Source organism: Sinorhizobium sp. BJ1 (assembly GCF_002531555.1).
Taxonomy (GTDB): domain Bacteria; phylum Pseudomonadota; class Alphaproteobacteria; order Rhizobiales; family Rhizobiaceae; genus Sinorhizobium; species Sinorhizobium fredii_B.
Map to the genome: position 1 here is coordinate 1 of NZ_NWTH01000014.1, position 17,333 is coordinate 17,333.

The window sequence follows — 17,333 nt, forward strand, 5'->3', positions numbered from 1 at the left end:
TCCGGGAATCGGCGCGGTCACAACGGTGTCCTACGTTACAGCAATTGAAAATCCAGAAAACTTTCGAACGTCGCGCTCGGTGAGCGCCTGGCTTGGGCTGACAACCCGGCGTTATCAGTCAGGCGAGGTCGACTATGACGGCCATATCTCGCGAAGGGGTGACAATCGTTTACGTGGGCTGCTTTATGAAGCAGCGACAGTGCTTCTGACGAGAACCAGCGCCAGGACGGAGAGCAGTCTCAAGCGTTGGGGACTTAAGCTGCGCGAGCGACTTGGCTTCAAACGGGCCGCCGTGGCCGTCGCCCGGAAACTCGCGGTCATCATGCACAGCATGCTCAAGACGGGAGAAGTGTTCAACGCATCGGCTGGCGCGACCATATAGGAGACGTTCAGCCTTCGTCCCTCAGCGCGCCAACTTTGGCTGCTGAGCGTCCCTGCTGCGGACGTGGGCAGGATCATTCCGCTTCTGGTGGCTGCAGCTCGTTGAGACTGCGCCTCGAACATCAGGAAGATCCCACCTGCGAAAACCATTGTGCGGCGACATTTGTCGACCGCGGAGACAACCCTGCTCCCAGCACTGGATAGCTCCGAAGGACACGGACGGTGAGGGCGGATCCAGCCAATCAGTTCAGCCGGTTTGCCTGTCCCGCAAGCCGGAAAGGTCGCTGAATGCTCAAACCAGCTTGACGGATGGACTGCGATTAGATGGGATATTCGGCTTTGCGCCTTATCGTTGACCCCTGTGGATTGTGGTGCTGCGCTTCTGGCTGATGGTAAAACGAGGTCATGTCTTTCAACAGTCTGAAGCATCAAAGGAAGAAGCGCAACATGAAACACTATTGTGCACTGGATGTATCGGTGAAAGAGACCGCGGTTTGCATTGTTGATGAGACAGGCAAGATTTGCCGGGAGACAAAGGTTGCTACTCACCCGGATGATTTGATCTTGGTGATCAAGGATCCGAAGTGGCAGATTGAGCGGATCGGTCTTGAAGCCGGACCACTGTCACAATGGCTTTATGAAGGACTTGCGAAGGCAGGATTGCCCGTGATCTGCATTGAGACCAGGCATGCCAAGGCATTTTTGAAAGCTCAACCGAATAAGACGGACCGCAACGATGCGCGTGGAATCGCCCAGATGATGCGCGTCAATCTCTATCGGCCTGTGCATGTGAAGACGCTGACGAGCCAGAAGCACCGGGCATTGCTGACCGCGCGCAAACTCTTGCAGGAAAAAGCCATCGCCATCGAGAATGACGTTCGCGGATTGTTGCGCAACTTTGGCCTCAAAGTCGGATTGGTCGGCAAGGTTAAATTCGAGGAGCGGATCAATGAGCTCGTCGAAGACAGGCCTGAGCTTCGCGAATTCATGCAGCCTTTGTTGACTGCCCGCAAATTGCTGCGCGAAGAGTTCACCAAGCTGCACAAGAAGGTCTTGGATTTGGTCCGTGAGGATGAAGTCTGCCGCCGGTTGACGACGATCCCCGGTGTCGGCCCCGTCGTCGCTCTCACCTATACGGCAACCATCGATATTCCTGAGCGGTTTGCACATTCAAAAGCGGTGGGTTCTGTGCTCGGCCTGACGCCGAGACTGAACGAGTCTGGTGAAAGCAAACGGGTCGGGCGAGTATCCTGTTGTGGTGACGCGATGATGCGATCCCTGCTTTACGAATCAGCGCAAGTCCTGCTGGCAAATGTTAAGAAATGGTCGTGGCTAAAAGCCTGGGCGATGAATATCGCCAAACGCCGCGGCAGGCAAAAGGCGGTTGTAGCCTTGGCCCGACGGCTTGCGGTGATCATGCATCGCATGTGGAGTGACGGAACCGAATTCTGCTGGACACGGGAGGGCTTGCCTGTTGCTGCGTAATTGGCAACCAGGGTAACGAGAATCAGAGGAGACAAGAAGATTCCGCCGCCGGTGGAAAGATGTCCTTTGCAGGACGATGGATGGGGTAAGTTCGCGTGGTTGTCTGTTGCGGTCGCTCATCGCGATCAGGTCGCCGATTAGATTGTTCCGCCCCATTCTTCTGGTCCCATCATGGGAGGGCCACACAGGCCGAGCCCGGAGAGAAGCGCGATACTGCGAAGACATCTATCACCATAGGTACGGGTAGTCAGAAGGTGCTTGACCTCACCACGCCGAATAGAGAAGACAACCACCAATGAAGCGAGCCGTCGATCTGAACCAGTTCGCCGAAACAATCGCGCCGGCCGCGCGGCTGGAAGACCCGCTTCTTGCGCTCGCGTCGCGACACCCAGAGGCCGGCTTCGATCATCCACTGACGCAGCGTCTCCTTGCTGACCGCTATCCGGTGGCGTTCGAGCAGCTTCTCCGCCGCCAACGTTGGTCCGAAATCCGCGTAATGCTCACGCACCAGGTCGAGCACCAGGTTGCGGAAGTCCTCGCTGTAACGCCGGTTGCTCGGCCGGCCGCGCTTCTTCGAGACGAGACCGTCGGCGCCGGCCAGGTCATAGGCTTGCAACAGCCGGTGGACCTGACTGCGGCTGAGACGAAGCAAGGCGGCCGCCTCGACGACGGTCAGGCTGCGCCCGCGAATCCGCTGGATGAGTTCAAGACGATGCAATTCCTTCTGCGACATGGTGATCAAACAAGACATGACGACTCCGAACGCTCATGGTCTCAACCACGCTTCACGTCGCCAGTCTTCCTTCCAAACGTTGACGTTTGACCAGCATCCCAAGAGGCGACGACTGTCGCATCTCTAACTGGCTGATGTGTCGCATCTCTAAACTGCCGCTACAAGCGATGTGGCGGCCAGGTTGAAATGTCCGCCGTTGCGCAAAGTTAAAATGTCACTTTGGATACGTCTTCAGCCATTTAGAAACACGACAGCCGACATCTCCGCTTGCGCTGCGGCAAGCCCCCGACCGGACCGGCTGGGCCGGGTTGCAAGGGAAGGGAGGGGGCGGGTGTGAGGGGCACGCTTCGGCTTTAGCTTTGACAGTCAGATCAATAGATCATTCCGCGGCATCGAGGTGGGAGAGGGCCTGCCGCCGCCGAGCAATGACCGCGGGATCGTTCATAAAATCCGCCCGCTTGCCCGGCTTGCGGCCTCGCGGCGTATAGCCATTCTTCTCGCTGTTGGTCTTGACCTTCGGCGGCGGCAGTTGCTCCTGCCGCTCCTTGATGTAGGCCAGCACATCGGAAAGCCGCTTGTTCTCGGTGATCGCCGCATGCGTCACCCGCTGGTCCTTGTCGAACACCCGGTAGGGCAGGGAATGCCCCTTCCAGCGCACGTCGAGCCGGCCATCCGCAAAAGCGTAGGTCTCAACATAGCGACCGACCAGCCCACGCGTCACCTCGTTCTCCTCGAGCATGATGCGCTTGCGCTCGTAGGAGAACGTCAACTGCGCGCCGACATAGCGCTGCTCGCGCTTGCAGAGAATCTCCTTGAGCCGGTCGGACATGATGTTCAGCGGCCGATGCAAATCGTCCGGCCGGACAGGGGCGCGGGCAAAGCGCGCATTATGGCGCGCGATAAAACCGGGCAGGAAGGCGTTGCCCGCTTCCATGTCGGAGATCCCTGCCAGCCGTAGTTCCTTCACCAGACGGTCCTGCAGCGTCCGGTTCATCCGCTCGACGCGGCCCTTCGCCTGACTGGAATTTGCGCAAAGAATCTCGATATTTAGCTCAGATATTGCCCGGCCGAACTGGGTCATGCCCTGACCGCCCTTGGCATCCTTCTTCGCCACCCGGAACACCGAGTGCTTGTCGGAATAAAACGCGATCGGCGCTCCATGCTCCTTCAGATAAAGCTCCAGCGCCTCGAAATACGTAAACGCACTTTCCGAGCGCACGAAGCGCAATTGCATCAGCTTACCGGTCGCATCGTCGATGAACACCAGAAGCGAACAGGGCGGCGCCCGATCCTCAAACCAGCGATGCTCGGAACCGTCGATCTGCACCAGCTCGCCGAAGGCTTCTCGGCGCAGCCGCGGCTGATGGAAGCTGCGCCGCTGCTGGCGTGACAGCCACACGCCGGCCTCAGTCATCCATTTGCGCAAGGTCTCGCGCGACACCATCAGCCCATGCTCTTCGGCGAGCTTCTCGGCCGCAAGCGTCGGACCGAAATCCGCATAGCGCTCGCGCACGATCGCCACGGCATAGTCGCGCACACCGTCGCAAATCCGGTTGTTCGACGGTCGGCCGCGCGCCTTGTGCCGGATCGCCACGGCGCCGTGCTGCTCGAAGACATCCAGCAGCCGACGCACTTGACGCGTGCTCAGCGCCAGGATGTTGGCCGCCGAAACGATCGTCGTGCGTCCGTCGACCACCTTCGACAGAACCTCAATCCGCTGCAGATCGCGCTCGCTCATCGCAATCAATCCCATCCGCAATCTCCCACGTCATCAAAACGCGGGGAGAGTGACATTCTTACTTTGCAGGATCAGGACACTTTAACTTTGCGGCTACAAGCGAAAATCGCGTAATCTGTCTTATGGAACTGATTGACCTAGTATTGCAACGAACAAGCTCATCTGTAAAAAGTAGTCTCAAATTGCCCACGGCAAGCTGCAGCTTCCGCAAAAGGAAGGCCCAAATTTCCCAGGATCGAAAAGCGCGAATTTTCCCTACGTTAGCAAGGCGCGTCGGTACGATCGAAACAGGAAGACTTGCAGGTCGAGTTTCTTGCCCGATCCCGGTGAAACGCGGGCGATCTTCACGCTTCCTTAGAAGATTGATGCGTAATCCAACTCGGGGCTTCGGCAACCCGTTTCGGGCTGCTGATTTGCAGCCACGAACCCGACCGATCGGGTACCGCTGTCCTGCTTGCAAGCAGACACCAAGCTAGCATCAGGCTGGCAACTCTTAGGAATGATCCGTTCGGGAGGATTCATGCTACACGCGGTTGCCGGCAGAAAGGCCGGACGGCTTCAGTCTAACGATGGGCAGGTCAGCTGGCTGGCGGCTTTTCGCATGTCGGAGGACCTGCTGACCGCGTCGGTATTCGGTCGCCTCGCCTACCTCGAAGGCGCCGTCTTGTGGCGGATTCTGCGACGGACCTTTGGTTCCGGACTGCCTGATTTCCGCGTGGCCGAGTTGTCAGACATCACCTTCTGGCCGGTCTGGGACGATAGCGCGGAAACAAACGGCACGGTCGAACCGGACGTCTTTCTGGACTTCAAGCTCGGAGACCCCGCAATATCCATGCGGATGATCGTAGAAGCGAAGTTCGGCACCTACCCTACACAGCATGCCAACCAATGGGTCCGGCAATGGACTGCATACCGCGAAGCCAATGGCGACGACGGGAACAGAGTCGTCCTTGCCGCCATCGGAGGTCTGGGCAAAAATGTCGAGGTTAACCGCCAATCGTACCGATGCCTACCAATAGAATGCGCTTACCTGCGAGATTGGCCATGCTACCCATGTTTCGACTGAAGATATAATCCGTATCCGCCGGAACGCCGCTGTTCCTTTTACGGGAACCTTGTCGTTCGGCGCTCTGATCGCGACCCACCGCGTTAGCGTTTCTCATCCCTGAGCCGCTGCAGGTCCGAGGCGTTCGAAACGTCGCCTACGACGACCACGTGATCGACTGTCAAGGTTGACGCGAAGGCCTTCAAGGCGTCTTCGTCGTTGTCGAAGAGCGCCAAGCGCATCCCCTCCGCGGCGACCCGACGGGCCATCGCGGCCCCGAGTCCCTTGGCCGCACCCGTTATGACGGCGACCCGTCCGGCGGCGATGATCTTGTTGGCTGTATCGTTCATCAATGATCCTTTCGTTACTGCGTTGTTCGGTCAGCAGCCGAGGGCCCGGGCGACCGCGACGAGGTCATTGCCGACAACATGCCAGTCACTATCCGCCTGCAAGTCGGTTTTCTGACCCGGTCCGTGTTCCGTAGTCCGCGTGATGAAGACTGTCTTGAGCCCCGCACGCCGGGCGGCGGCGAGGTCGTAGTTGTGGGCCGCCACCATCGCCACCTGCCCCGGCTCGAGACCCACTTTGCGTGCCGAGCCGATGTAAGTCGCGAGATGGGGCTTGTAGGTCCGCGTCACCTCAGCCCCGAGAATCATGTCCCACGGCAGCCCGGCGAACCGGGCCAGGTTTGTCATGCCGCCGATGTCGCCATTGGAGATCGGGGCCAGTTTGTATTTCGACTTCAGTCTCGTCAGACCCTCGATCGAATCGGGCCAGGGATCGAGCCGCTCCCAAGCCTTGTTGATTTCTTCAAGTTCCTCCATGGGGAGAGCCGCGACGTCGAGCCCGACCTCCGCGAGGGCCGCCACGAGGTTCTCGAGGTTCAACTCGTTCAAAGGCACCCAAGGCCGCTTTCCCGACCTCACCGATTCCATTGCTGGCTCGTAAAGCGCTCGCCATCGGTCGGCGAATTCCGCCGGAGGAATTGCGATGTGGCGGGCCTCGAGAAAAGGAGCGACCGCCCGCGCGACACCGGACCTCCAGTCGACCACTGTGCCGAACACGTCGAAGCCCAACAGTTTCACTTCGCTGAAATCTCGCTCCATGGCTTCACACCCTCGTTCGCCGCTATCCCGCCTACCTAGCCGTAAAAAGAGCGAGCATTGTTGAATTCCCCTCCGGTTGAACGACGACCGGCGTTCACTCACCCCGCCAAAACGCCCTACAAATTCTGTTGACATCGCCAATCAATACATTAACGTATTCATTATCGAATGCAATATCACGCAATTCGATTTCGGGAGGATTGATATGAGCATTGAAATTTCAACATCAATTCGCAGTCTCATGATGGTCGCCGCTGTCACGCTGAGCGTGCCTTTCGCGCCGAAGGCCCACGCGATCGACGTCACCCAGCAGATCAAGGAAATCGAGAATAGTCCCGCGGATGGCCCGAACGGCGAGAAGGCGGTCCTCGCCAGCGACCTCAAGCTGACGCCCGAAGAGATCGAGCAGATCAAGGCCAAGAGCGCGACGGCCGCGATCGTCATGCACTATACGGCGTCGGATTGGGCCAAAGCCCAGATGGCGGGCCAGAAGAAGGCTCTCGACGAACTCGGCATCAAGATCATCGCGACCACCGACGCCGGCTACAAGGCCGAACAGCAGGTGGCCGACATCGAGAGCGTGATGGCGCTCAAACCCGACATCATCATCTCTGTCCCTGCGGAGCAGTCTGCGACGGCCGCGGCCTACCAGAAAGCCGCCGCCGCGGGCGTCAAGATAGTGTTCCTCGACCAGGCGGCCGCCGGAATGAAGCCGGGTGCCGACTATGTGAGTCTCGTGTCCTCCGACAACCGGGGCATGGGCAAGGTCGCGGCGCTCCTCATGGCCAAAGCCCTCAACGGCAAGGGTGAGATCGCTCTCATCCCGCACGCTTCCGACCTGTTCGCGACCAAAGAGCGCGTGGTGGGCTTCAAGGAGGCAATCGCCGCGTTCCCCGACATCAAGGTGGTGGACGAAAGCGGCGTCGGCGGGCCCGACTTCGCTGGCGAATCCGAGCGCATCGCCTCCGCGATGCTGACGGGCAATCCCACCCTCAACGGCCTCTGGGCTGTCTGGGACGTTCCGACCGAGGGCGTGCTCGCCGCGGCGCGCGCGGCCGGAGCATCCACGGATCTCGTGATCACCACCTGCGACCTCGGTGTCAACATCTCCCTCGACATGGCCAAGAACGGCTACGTCAAAGGCACGGGCTCGCAGCGGCCGTTCGGCGCGGGCTACGCGGAGGGCATCCTGGCGGGCTACGCCCTGCTTGGGAAGCAAGCCCCTCCCTACGTCGTCCTCCCGGCCCTCGCCGTCACGCGCGAAAACCTCATCGAAGCTTGGCCGCAGTCGAACGGCGACCAGGCTCCGGACATCCTCGTGAAGGCGATGAACTGATCCGAAAGAAGTGGGCGGCCGTTCGGCCGTCCACTTTGGAGGCAACGCAATGACACAGCCCATGGACGCGCCGACAACGGCCCCGCGAGATGTCGCCGCGGTGAAGATGACCGACATCAAGAAATCCTACGGCGGCGTCCACGCACTCAAGGGCGTGAGCCTGACGATCCGCCCTGGCACGATCCACGCCCTGATTGGCGAAAATGGCGCGGGCAAATCCACGCTGCTCAAAATCTTGCAGGGGGTGGTAATGCCCACGGAAGGTTCGATCGAGGTCTTCGGCGAGCATCTGACGGCAGTCTCCCCGGAGAACTCCCGCAGGCTTGGAATCGGGATGATCTTCCAGGACCTGAGCCTCATCCCCACGCTGACGATCGCGCAGAACATCTTCCTGAACCGCGAACCCCGCCGCATGTCCCTGTTAGTCGATGAGCGGCGGGAAGTCGAGGACGCGGCCAAGATCATCGGCGAACTGAACCTGAACGTCGATCCGAGGACGCGCGTCTCGGAACTGAGCCCTGGCCAAGCGCAACTTACCGAGATCGCAAAGGCGATCTCCCAGAAGGCGCGCGTGCTCATACTAGACGAACCGACATCGGCCCTCAGCGCGCAAGAGGTCGAAATCCTCTTCAAGATGCTGCGGAAACTGACCGCCGACGGGACGGCGATCGTGTATGTCTCCCATCGCATGACCGAGATCATGACGATCGCTGACGAGATCACGATCCTGCGGGACGGCCAGAACGTCACATCGGGCATCATCGGGGATTTCACGCTAGACACCATCGTGCAGAACATGGTCGGCAAGCGCGTGACCGGGTTCGAGTACAGGCCCCACGAGATCAACCGCGCCACCGACCCTGCGCTCAAAGTGCGCTCCCTCTCAGGCAAACACGGAAAGCCCAACGAGGTCTCCTTCGACCTCTACCGGGGTGAAGTGCTGGGCATCGCCGGGCTCATGGGTGCGGGCCGGACCGAACTGGCGCGGGTCCTCTTCGGCGTCGACTCCAAGACCGGGGGCTCAGTCGAACTTGAGGGCAAGCAGCTAGAATTCCGCTCGCCCGCCGAAGCCATCGAAGCCGGGATCGTGCTCGTTCCGGAAAGCCGGCATGACCAGGGGCTCGTCGTCGAACACACGGTCGGCCACAACCTGGGCCTTCCCCAGCTGGCCCAACTCGCCAACGGCCCTTTCCTTAATCGTCGGAAAGAGCGCGACCTCACGTCAGAGCTGATCTCGCGCCTGCGGATCAAGACGCCGAACGCCGACAACAAGGTTCGCAACCTCTCCGGCGGAAACCAACAGAAAATCGTCATCGCGAAGTGGCTGGCGACCGATCCGTCCGTCGTCATTCTCGACGAACCGACGGCGGGTGTCGACATCGGCTCCAAGGCTGAAATCGTGGAGCTGATCAGAAGCATCGCCAGCAGCGGAAAATCCGTCATTGTGATCTCGTCCGAACCTGCCGAATTGTTGGCAACCACCGACCGGATTCTCGTGCTCAGCAACGGCCGCCTCGCGCGCGAGATCAGCAGATCGGAAATCGACGCCTGGGCAACCACGGAAGGCGACGAAACGCAGTCCAGGATGATCCGCGTGGAACTGGGTCTGCAGGTCGCTATCCAGAAGGCAAGTCAAAATGTCCATTGAAACAACTATCGTGAAAGCGGAGCCGCCCATGGCCACCTCTTCCAAGCCCTGGTACGGCAACTGGCGCGACTACGTGGTCTACATAGGCTTCGTCGCAATCTTCATTGTTTTCGCCATCCTCCTGCACGACCGGGGTTTCCTGTCCCCGAACAATCTGCTGAACGTGCTACGTCAGACGGCCATCATCGCCATCATGGCCATGGCGATGTCATTCGTGCTCTCCGCGGGGGAAATCGATCTTTCTGTCGGCGCGATCGCGGGTCTGACCTCGGTCGTATCGGGCATGGTGCTGATGCAGTACGGCCTGGTGTTCGGCATCGTCGCGGGAGTTTGCCTCGGCCTATTGGTCGGAGCGATCAATGGCGCGCTAACGGCATACCTCAACATCCCGTCGTTCCTGGTCACGCTCGGCATGATGGGCATCGCCAGAGGCGTTGGGATGTGGGTGAGCGGCACGTCGCCGGTCCCCGTCATCGACGAGACGTTCATCTACGCCTTCGGTTCCGGCAACATCGGGCCAATTCCCGTGCTCGTGGTCTGGGTCGTGGTGATCGGCACCATCGCGCATCTCGCCATCCGAAAGACGCCGTTCGGCCGCAAGGTCATGGCCGCGGGCGGCAATCCGGTCGCCGCACTTTACAGCGGCGTCAATGTGAGGCGCGTGAAGTTCCAGGTGCTGATGATCACGGGCGTGGCTGCGGCCATCGCGGGGATGCTCTACGCTGGCCGACTGCAGTCCGGCCGCTTCCAGCTCGGCGAAGGCGATGAGCTCTCGGTGATCGCGGCCGTCGTGCTGGGCGGCACCAGCCTCTTCGGAGGACGGGGGACGGTCGTCGGCTCGATCGTGGGAGCGCTCCTCATCGGGATCATCAACAACGGACTCATCCTCGGCGGCCTGGAATACAGCCAGCAGCTGATAGCCCGCGGGATGCTCATCATACTCGCCGTCGCCATCGGGCGCGGACGCTGAGATTTAAAGCGATTTGCAAGGAGAATGCACATGAGAGTTCTGGTCACTGGAGGAAGCGGCAAGTTGGGGCGCGCTACGATAAAGGACCTTCTCGAAAACGGACATGACGTCATCAATGCCGATACCGTCGAGCCTACGGACGCCCTCTGCCCGTTCGTGAAAGTCGATTTCGAGGATATGAAGGCGACGCTTGAAGCGATCACTGGCTACGATTGGGATCACAACCGTAAGACCGAAGCCGTGGTGCATCTCGCGGCGATCCCGATGCCTGGCCGGGTGCCGCCGGCGGACGTCTTCCGGATCAACACAATGTCGACCTACAACGTCTTCGAGTCGTGCAGACTTCTCGGCATCAAGAACGTGGTCTGGGCCTCTAGCGAGACCCTGCTTGGCATCCCATACACCATCAAGCCGGATTATTTCCCCGCCGACGAGGAATACGAGCCCCGCCCCGAGACCTCATACTCGCTCTCGAAACACCTCGGTGAGGAGATGGCGAAGCAATACTGCCGTTGGGACAAGGACCTTAAGATCGTCTGCCTGCGCTTCTCGAACGTGATGGACGAAAGCGAGTATGCGACCTTCCCTGATTTCGAGAACGATCCCGGCAGCCGCCGCTTCAATCTGTGGACCTACATCGACTCGCGCGACGGCGCACAGGCGATCCGCAAATCGCTGGAATGGGACGGCAAGGGGGCGGAGGTGTTCATCATCGCCAACGAAGACGGCGTGATGACCACTCCCAACAAGACCCTCATCGAACGCTTCTATCCCGGCGTGCCATTCAAGCGGGAGATCGGCCCGAACGACACGTTGCTCTCTATTGAAAAGGCAAAATCTGTGCTGGGTTACAAACCGGAGCACGGCTGGCGTCGGTACGTCAGCTCGATGCGGTACTGAGGTGGACGAAATGGCCGCTGAGAAGGCGATTGAAGTGAGCGCAGAGATCAAGGACGAGGTCGCTGCCAAGACGATGACTGCTACGGCCCATCTGAAAATCCGTCAGCTGATCCTGGATAACAAATGGCCGCCGGGGTACCAGGCGACCGAGCAGGAGGTGGCGTCCATCTTGGGAATGAGCCGCACCCCGGTCAGGGAGGCTTTGATGCGCCTCCAGCAGGACGGCCTGGTCTCCGTCGTCCCCCGGCACGGCATGCGTGTCCTGCCCGTCTCGCCGTCGGACATGAAGGAAATTTACGACATCCTGACATCGCTCGAAAGCACCGCGGCCGAGCTGGCGGCGGCGCGCCACCTGACCGAGGAACAGCTCAAGGGCTTGGAGCGCGCGACGGCCGACATGGACAAGGCGCTCGAACGCGACGATCTCGACAGGTGGGCGCAAGCGGACGCCCGGTTCCACGAGCAACTGCTGGAGCTCAGCGGCAACAAGATGCTCAAGTCGGTGGTGCTCAACTTCATCGATCGCGCCCATCGCGTCCGGATGCTGACCCTCAAGATGCGGCCGAAACCCGTGAACTCCACGCGCGACCACGCCGAGCTCGTCAAGGCCATCCGGGCGGGCGACGTCGAGAAGGCGGGCACCATACATCGCGAGCACAGACAGCGCGCCGGCCGCGAGCTCTTGAAGCTGCTCGAGCGCCTCGGCCTCAACCATCTCTGATTGGATCAAAAAATGACTATGAAAAATGACACGCTCACGATCGCCGTGCTTCCGGGCGACGGGATCGGCAGGGAAGTCATGCCCGCATGCCTGGAGCTCGTGAACGCCGCCACGACAATGGCGGGCGCTCCCGACCTCGCGTTCGAAACCCACAACGCGGGTGCGCAGTACTATGCCGAAAGCGGCGAAGCCCTTCCCGCCTCGACGCTCGAGGCCTGCCGAAAGTCAGAAGCGATTCTGTTCGGGGCGATGGGCTGGCCCGACATCCGCTTCCCCGATGGCACGGAAATCATTCCGCAGCTCGACCTGCGCATGGAGCTTGGTCTCTTCGCCGGCGTTCGGCCAATCCGCTGGTTTCCGGGATTGCCTCGGGTCCTGACCGATCCCCGGGCCGAGCAGATCGACTTCGTATTGGTGCGCGAGCAGACCGAAGGGTTGTTCTACGCCCGCGGGCGGGGGGAAATCCGGAACGACGAAGAAGCCTACGACACCATGCAGATCACGCGGTCGGGAACGGAGCGCGTGACCGAGTTCGCCTTCGATATCGCGCGGCAGCGCAAGCGCCGCGGCAAGCCGGGCAACGTCACCTGCGTCGACAAGGCGAACGTCTTCCAGTCGATGGCTTTCTTCCGCAAGGTGTTCGACGAAGTGGCCGACCGCCATGCAGATCTCACAAAGGATCATGCCTATGTCGACGCCCTGGCCCTCAACATGGTCAAGAAGCCCTGGACCTTCGATGTACTCGTAACCGAGAACATGTTCGGCGACATCCTCTCCGATCTCGCCGCGGGACTGATCGGCGGCATGGGCATGGCTCCTTCGGCCGACATCGGTGACAAACACGGGCTGTTCCAGCCCGCGCATGGCACGGCACCGGACATTGCTGGTAAGGGCTGCGCGAATCCCAGCGCCATGTTCCTTTCGGCTGCGATGATGCTCGATTGGCTGGCGGCGAAGTTCGGCCAACCGACACTCGCGGACGCTGCTCGCCTCATGGAAGGCGCGGTGGAGCACACGCTCTCGACCAAGCTGGCCATCCCCATGGAGTACGGCGGCAACGCGAACTGCGCCGAGATGACCCGCTCGGTCATCTCCTCGCTCTCCGCGGCCCGAAAGGAGGTCGCATGACCCGCCCGCAGACCGATGGCTATGTCGTCGTGGTGGAATTCCTCGTCCGCGGCGATTTCCTGAATCAATTCCGCGAAGCGATGATGGAGAATGCCGCAACGTCCCTGCGCGACGAGCCTGGCTGCTCAGTGTTCGACGTCTGCCAGGACTCCGAACAGCACGAACGCATCCATCTGTACGAGGTTTACGGGAGCCGCGCGGATTTCGACTTCCATCTCAAGTCGGCGCACTTTCTTAGCTTCAACGAAGCCAGCCAACCATGGGTGCTTGAGAAGAAGGTTCAGACCTTTGAGCGCATCGCGGCAGCGAGCGGGGGCCATTGATGGCGGACCGTATCAAAGCGATCGTCTTCGACACGTTCGGCACGGTCGTTGACTGGCGTGGCTCTATCATTTCGGACCTCACGTCCTGGGGCGTGGAGCAAGGTCTGAACGTCGACTGGGCCGATGTGGTCGACCGTTGGCGCGACCGCTATAATCCGCAGAAATCCCGGGTCCGCTCGGGAGAGCTGCCTTGGACGAACCTCGACGAGCTACACTTCGACGCGTTGAAGTCTGTGTTCGAGGAGATGGGCCTGCCGCTTCTCGACGAGGCGCGGATGATGCACATCAACAAGGTCTGGCACCGGCTGAACGGCTGGCCGGACGCTTCTCGTGGTCTTCACCGCCTCAAGACGAAGTTCATCATCGGCCCGCTGTCGAACGCGAACGTCGCGATCCTGGTGAACATGGCCAAGCATGCGGACCTCCCGTGGGACAACGTGTTCTCGTGCGAGCTTTTCCAACACTACAAGCCCGACCCCGAAACCTATCTCGGGGTTTGCAAACTGCTCTACCTCGAACCGTCCGCGGTGATGATGTGCGCCGCCCACAATTACGACCTCGCGGCCGCGCGCGCGCTTGGCCTCAGAACCGCCTTCATCGCCCGCCCCAACGAATACGGTCCGGGTCAGATCACGGACCTCAAGCCGGAGCAAGATTGGGACTACGTCGCCGACGACCTCGAAGACCTGGCGCGCCGGCTCGGCTGCTAGAAGGAAAACGGAAATGCTAACCTACAAGATGTTGATCGACGGCCAATGGGCCGACGCGGCGCTCGGCGAGACGTTCGAGACCCGCAATCCCTACAATGGCGACGTCTGGGCAACCATACCAAAGGGAACGAAGGAAGACGCTGAACGGGCGGTCGAGGCGGCGCATAAGGCTTTCACCAGCGGGACTTGGCCCAAGCTCACCGCGAGCGACCGTGGCCACCTCCTCCGCCGACTGGGCGACCTGGTCGCGGAGAACGCCGAGCGCCTCGCCCGCATCGAGGTGACGGACAACGGCAAACTCATCAACGAGATGCTGTTCCAGCTCAAGTATATCCCGCAGTGGTACTATTACTTCGGCGGCTTGGCGGACAAGATCGAGGGCGCGATCATCCCTATCGACAAGCCCGAGACCTTCAACTACACCCGCAACGAGCCGCTGGGCGTCTGTGTCGGCATCACGCCCTGGAACTCCCCTCTCCTGCTTCTCTCCTACAAGTTGGCTCCCGCTCTCGCGGCGGGAAACACCTTCGTCGCGAAGCCCTCGGAGTTCACATCGGCCTCGACGCTGGAATTTGCCAAGCTCGTTGAGCAGGCCGGGTTCCCCCCGGGCGTCTTCAATGTCGTCACGGGCTTTGGGGCCGACGTGGGCGAGACGCTGACGACCCATAAACACGTCGCGAAGATCGCGTTCACCGGAAGCGAAGGCACGGGGCGCAAGATCGGAGAGTTGGCCGCCCGGAACTTCAAGAAGGTCACGCTCGAGTTGGGCGGAAAGAGCCCGCACATCGTCTTCGCGGACGCCGAGATAGACAATGCCGTCAACGGCGTCATTTCGGGCATCTTCGCCGCCACGGGCCAGACCTGCATCGCGGGCTCGCGCCTCCTCGTCGAAAGCAAAATCCATGATCAAGTTCTGGAGAAAGTCATAGCGCTCGCTAAGACGGCCCGGATGGGAGATCCGCTCTCGACCTCGACGCAGGTCGGTCCGGTTACGACGCCCCCCCAACTCGAGAAAATCCTGGGCTACATCGACATCGCCAAGGGCGAAGGCGCGGAGTGCCTCCTCGGCGGCGGACGCCCGTCCAATCCCGAGCTCGGCAATGGCTGGTTCGTGGAGCCCACTATTTTCGCCGGCGTCCGGAATTCTATGCGTATCGCGCAGGAGGAAGTCTTCGGTCCTGTCCTCGCCGTCATTCCGTTCGACACCGAGGAAGAGGCGATCCATATCGCGAACGACACGAATTACGGTTTGGCCGCCGGATTTTGGACTCAGGACATGCGTCGCATGCTGCGGGTCTCGGCTGCCATCCAGGCGGGCACGGTTTGGGTCAACACCTACCGGACCATCAGCTACATGTCACCGCTCGGTGGCTACAAACACTCGGGCATCGGCCGGGAGAACGGCATGGCGTCCATTCAGAACTACCTGCAGACCAAGAGCGTCATGATCTCCACAGCCGAGAGTGTCGCCAACCCGTTCATCATGAGGTGATGGGATGGAGAACGATCGGAAGCTGCTGATCGGCTGCGTGGCGGACGACTTTACCGGAGCGACCGACGTCGCGGGCATTTTCGCCAAGAGCGGAATGAAGACCACGGTGCTAATCGACGTTCCCGATGAGGGACTTGAAGTCGATGCCGACGCGATCGTGGTGGCTCTCAAGACGAGGACAATCGATCCTTCCGACGCCGTCGCGCAATCCCTCGCGGCCTTGCGCTGGCTTCAACATCGGGGAGCGGCGAAGTTCTACTTCAAATACTGCTCCACATTCGACTCCACCGAGCGGGGCAACATCGGTCCGGTATTGGACGCGATGCTCGCTGAGCTGGGAGGCGACTTCACGACCGCTTGCCCGGCCTTCCCGGCGAACGCCCGCACCATTTACAAGAGCAACCTCTTCGTCGGCGACATCCCGCTCAGCGAATCCGGCATGAAGAACCATCCGCTCACTCCGATGACGGATTCGAACCTGGTGCGGGTTCTCGCGCCGCAGACCTCGCACAAAGTCGCGGGGTGTTATCACGAGACGGTCAAGCAAGGCGTCGGCGCGGTGCGTGCTTGGGTGTCGAAGGCGCGCGCGAACGGATACGGGGTCGCGGTCCTCGACGCCATGGACGATGCCGACCTTGAGGTTATCGCCGCCGCGTTCGACGACGCGCCCCTCCTCACAGGCGCTTCCGGTCTCGCATATGGACTTGCGAGGACGATATTCGAAGGCGGTGCGGCGGCGGCGCGGGAGCCGGAACCCTCAACCCTCCCGGGAGGCTCCCGCGCCGTGATCTCCGGAAGCTGCTCTACCGCGACCAATGGCCAGGTGGAAAAGATGCTGCAGGACCATGAGGGCTTTCGCATTGACGCCGAGCAACTCGCCACAGGCCAAGACGTCGTCAAGGAAGCGCTCGATTGGGCCAAGGGCCGACTTGGACAAAAGCCCCTCCTATTCTACGCCACGGCTACGCCCGACCAGGTGAAGGCGAACCAGGTGAAATTCGGAGTGGCTGAGGCAGGGACCATGGTCGAAGGTGCACTGTCCAGGATCGCCAAGGAACTCGTCGACAGGGGCGTCTCCGAGTTGATCGTCGCGGGTGGCGAAACGTCGGGTGCCGTCGTGAAATCTCTGGGGATCAACCAACTGGACATTGGAAACGAGATCGCACCCGGAGTGCCCTGGGTCAGCTCACCGACGGCGGCAGGCCGAATTTCGCTTGCGCTGAAGTCAGGGAACTTCGGCGCTCCCGACTTCTTCGTCCAAGCCTGGGACAAACTCTGATGGCTGCACTGTCCGAGGAAACCAGGACCCGCGACGACATCGTGCGGGCCGGAAAATCGATTTTCGACCGCGGCCTGACATTCGGTTCGACTGGCGACATTAGCGTGAAGATGTCGGATGGACGGATGTTGATGACGCCCACGAATGCTTCGCTCGGGAGCCTCGTGCCTGAACGACTTTCGCTCTTCTCCGCGGAGGGCGTTCACCTCGGCGGAGACAAGCCCACCAAAGAGGCCTTCCTTCACCGCTGCATGTATTGCGCGCGGCAGCACGGCAAGGCGGTTGTCCACCTCCACTCAACATACTCGGTGGCGGTCAGTATACTGAAAGACGTCGAT

At 60.7% G+C, this 17,333-nt stretch carries 17 protein-coding genes and 1 pseudogene; 14 read left to right on the forward strand and 4 right to left on the reverse strand.

Features of this window, described 5'->3' with window-relative positions:
* The coding region (locus tag CO676_RS18535) for a transposase (protein WP_144340155.1) at nt 1-382 on the forward strand (382 nt) is incomplete at its 5' end.
* A gap of 446 nt (nt 383-828) precedes the next feature.
* On the forward strand, nt 829-1,866 hold the full coding sequence (locus CO676_RS18540) for an IS110 family transposase (protein WP_097522187.1): 1,038 nt from the start codon (nt 829-831) through the stop codon (nt 1,864-1,866).
* Nucleotides 1,867-2,155: 289 nt separating this feature from the next.
* Here the strand turns inward: CO676_RS18540 and CO676_RS18545 are convergent.
* Nucleotides 2,156-2,617: pseudogene (locus tag CO676_RS18545) on the reverse strand (helix-turn-helix domain-containing protein); the annotation flags it as partial.
* Nucleotides 2,618-2,978: 361 nt separating this feature from the next.
* On the reverse strand, nt 2,979-4,352 hold the full coding sequence (locus CO676_RS18550; protein ID WP_097522175.1) for an ISNCY family transposase: 1,374 nt from the start codon (nt 4,350-4,352) through the stop codon (nt 2,979-2,981).
* Nucleotides 4,353-4,857: 505 nt separating this feature from the next.
* Here CO676_RS18550 and CO676_RS18555 point away from each other — a divergent pair.
* The gene (locus CO676_RS18555; protein ID WP_097522176.1) at nt 4,858-5,403 is read left to right on the forward strand and encodes a hypothetical protein; all 546 of its coding nucleotides are present in this window, start codon (nt 4,858-4,860) and stop codon (nt 5,401-5,403) included.
* Nucleotides 5,404-5,486: 83 nt separating this feature from the next.
* Here the strand turns inward: CO676_RS18555 and CO676_RS18560 are convergent, their stop codons facing one another.
* Both CO676_RS18560 and CO676_RS18565 read right to left on the reverse strand, forming a co-directional pair.
* Nucleotides 5,487-5,732 (reverse strand): SDR family NAD(P)-dependent oxidoreductase, encoded by a 246-nt coding sequence (locus CO676_RS18560; RefSeq protein WP_245424353.1) that lies wholly within the window; start codon nt 5,730-5,732, stop codon nt 5,487-5,489.
* 30 nt (nt 5,733-5,762) lie between these two features.
* Nucleotides 5,763-6,488 carry a haloacid dehalogenase type II gene (locus CO676_RS18565; protein ID WP_097522177.1) on the reverse strand — a complete coding sequence of 242 codons (726 nt, stop codon included), beginning with the start codon at nt 6,486-6,488 and terminating at the stop codon, nt 5,763-5,765.
* 76 nt (nt 6,489-6,564) lie between these two features.
* On the opposite strand from CO676_RS18565, the gene CO676_RS18570 reads away from it, so the two are divergent.
* The 11 genes from CO676_RS18570 to CO676_RS18620 form a co-directional block, all read left to right on the forward strand.
* Entirely contained in the window at nt 6,565-7,824 is a 1,260-nt protein-coding gene (locus CO676_RS18570) for a substrate-binding domain-containing protein (protein ID WP_245424354.1), read from the forward strand.
* A 106-nt stretch (nt 7,825-7,930) separates the two neighbouring features.
* On the forward strand, nt 7,931-9,472 hold the full coding sequence (locus CO676_RS18575) for a sugar ABC transporter ATP-binding protein (protein ID WP_245424355.1): 1,542 nt from the start codon (nt 7,931-7,933) through the stop codon (nt 9,470-9,472).
* A 28-nt stretch (nt 9,473-9,500) separates the two neighbouring features.
* Complete coding sequence (locus CO676_RS18580) at nt 9,501-10,442, forward strand: ABC transporter permease (RefSeq protein ID WP_179875550.1); 942 nt, start codon at nt 9,501-9,503, stop codon at nt 10,440-10,442.
* A gap of 30 nt (nt 10,443-10,472) precedes the next feature.
* Nucleotides 10,473-11,342: an NAD(P)-dependent oxidoreductase gene (locus CO676_RS18585; RefSeq protein ID WP_097522181.1), complete on the forward strand. Its 870-nt coding sequence runs from the start codon at nt 10,473-10,475 to the stop codon at nt 11,340-11,342.
* A gap of 10 nt (nt 11,343-11,352) precedes the next feature.
* Nucleotides 11,353-12,063 (forward strand): GntR family transcriptional regulator, encoded by a 711-nt coding sequence (locus tag CO676_RS18590; RefSeq protein WP_097522182.1) that lies wholly within the window; start codon nt 11,353-11,355, stop codon nt 12,061-12,063.
* 12 nt (nt 12,064-12,075) lie between these two features.
* Entirely contained in the window at nt 12,076-13,191 is a 1,116-nt protein-coding gene (locus tag CO676_RS18595) for an isocitrate/isopropylmalate dehydrogenase family protein (RefSeq protein ID WP_097522188.1), read from the forward strand.
* On the forward strand, nt 13,188-13,514 hold the full coding sequence (locus CO676_RS18600) for a putative quinol monooxygenase (RefSeq protein ID WP_097522183.1): 327 nt from the start codon (nt 13,188-13,190) through the stop codon (nt 13,512-13,514). Before CO676_RS18595 ends, CO676_RS18600 begins: the two co-directional genes overlap by 4 nt.
* The gene (locus CO676_RS18605; RefSeq protein ID WP_097522184.1) at nt 13,514-14,224 is read left to right on the forward strand and encodes a haloacid dehalogenase type II; all 711 of its coding nucleotides are present in this window, start codon (nt 13,514-13,516) and stop codon (nt 14,222-14,224) included. Before CO676_RS18600 ends, CO676_RS18605 begins: the two co-directional genes overlap by 1 nt.
* Nucleotides 14,225-14,237: 13 nt before the next feature.
* Nucleotides 14,238-15,716 carry an aldehyde dehydrogenase gene (locus CO676_RS18610; RefSeq protein ID WP_097522185.1) on the forward strand — a complete coding sequence of 493 codons (1,479 nt, stop codon included), beginning with the start codon at nt 14,238-14,240 and terminating at the stop codon, nt 15,714-15,716.
* 4 nt (nt 15,717-15,720) lie between these two features.
* Nucleotides 15,721-16,995 carry a 3-oxo-tetronate kinase gene (gene otnK / locus CO676_RS18615; protein ID WP_097522186.1) on the forward strand — a complete coding sequence of 425 codons (1,275 nt, stop codon included), beginning with the start codon at nt 15,721-15,723 and terminating at the stop codon, nt 16,993-16,995.
* Nucleotides 16,995-17,333: class II aldolase/adducin family protein (locus CO676_RS18620; protein WP_179875551.1), on the forward strand; the 339-nt coding region annotated here is incomplete at its 3' end. The genes otnK and CO676_RS18620, both read left to right, overlap by 1 nt.

Coding starts and splice junctions, on each gene's coding strand:
- CO676_RS18595 (WP_097522188.1), top strand. CDS start 12,076: ATGACTATGAAAAATGACACGCTCACGATCGCCGTGCTTCCGGGCGAC.
- CO676_RS18605 (WP_097522184.1), top strand. CDS start 13,514: ATGGCGGACCGTATCAAAGCGATCGTCTTCGACACGTTCGGCACGGTC.
- CO676_RS18590 (WP_097522182.1), top strand. CDS start 11,353: ATGGCCGCTGAGAAGGCGATTGAAGTGAGCGCAGAGATCAAGGACGAG.
- CO676_RS18565 (WP_097522177.1), bottom strand. CDS start 6,488: ATGGAGCGAGATTTCAGCGAAGTGAAACTGTTGGGCTTCGACGTGTTC.
- CO676_RS18610 (WP_097522185.1), top strand. CDS start 14,238: ATGCTAACCTACAAGATGTTGATCGACGGCCAATGGGCCGACGCGGCG.
- CO676_RS18555 (WP_097522176.1), top strand. CDS start 4,858: ATGCTACACGCGGTTGCCGGCAGAAAGGCCGGACGGCTTCAGTCTAAC.
- CO676_RS18600 (WP_097522183.1), top strand. CDS start 13,188: ATGACCCGCCCGCAGACCGATGGCTATGTCGTCGTGGTGGAATTCCTC.
- CO676_RS18575 (WP_245424355.1), top strand. CDS start 7,931: ATGACCGACATCAAGAAATCCTACGGCGGCGTCCACGCACTCAAGGGC.
- CO676_RS18550 (WP_097522175.1), bottom strand. CDS start 4,352: ATGGGATTGATTGCGATGAGCGAGCGCGATCTGCAGCGGATTGAGGTT.
- CO676_RS18540 (WP_097522187.1), top strand. CDS start 829: ATGAAACACTATTGTGCACTGGATGTATCGGTGAAAGAGACCGCGGTT.
- CO676_RS18585 (WP_097522181.1), top strand. CDS start 10,473: ATGAGAGTTCTGGTCACTGGAGGAAGCGGCAAGTTGGGGCGCGCTACG.
- CO676_RS18580 (WP_179875550.1), top strand. CDS start 9,501: ATGGCCACCTCTTCCAAGCCCTGGTACGGCAACTGGCGCGACTACGTG.
- otnK (WP_097522186.1), top strand. CDS start 15,721: ATGGAGAACGATCGGAAGCTGCTGATCGGCTGCGTGGCGGACGACTTT.
- CO676_RS18560 (WP_245424353.1), bottom strand. CDS start 5,732: ATGAACGATACAGCCAACAAGATCATCGCCGCCGGACGGGTCGCCGTC.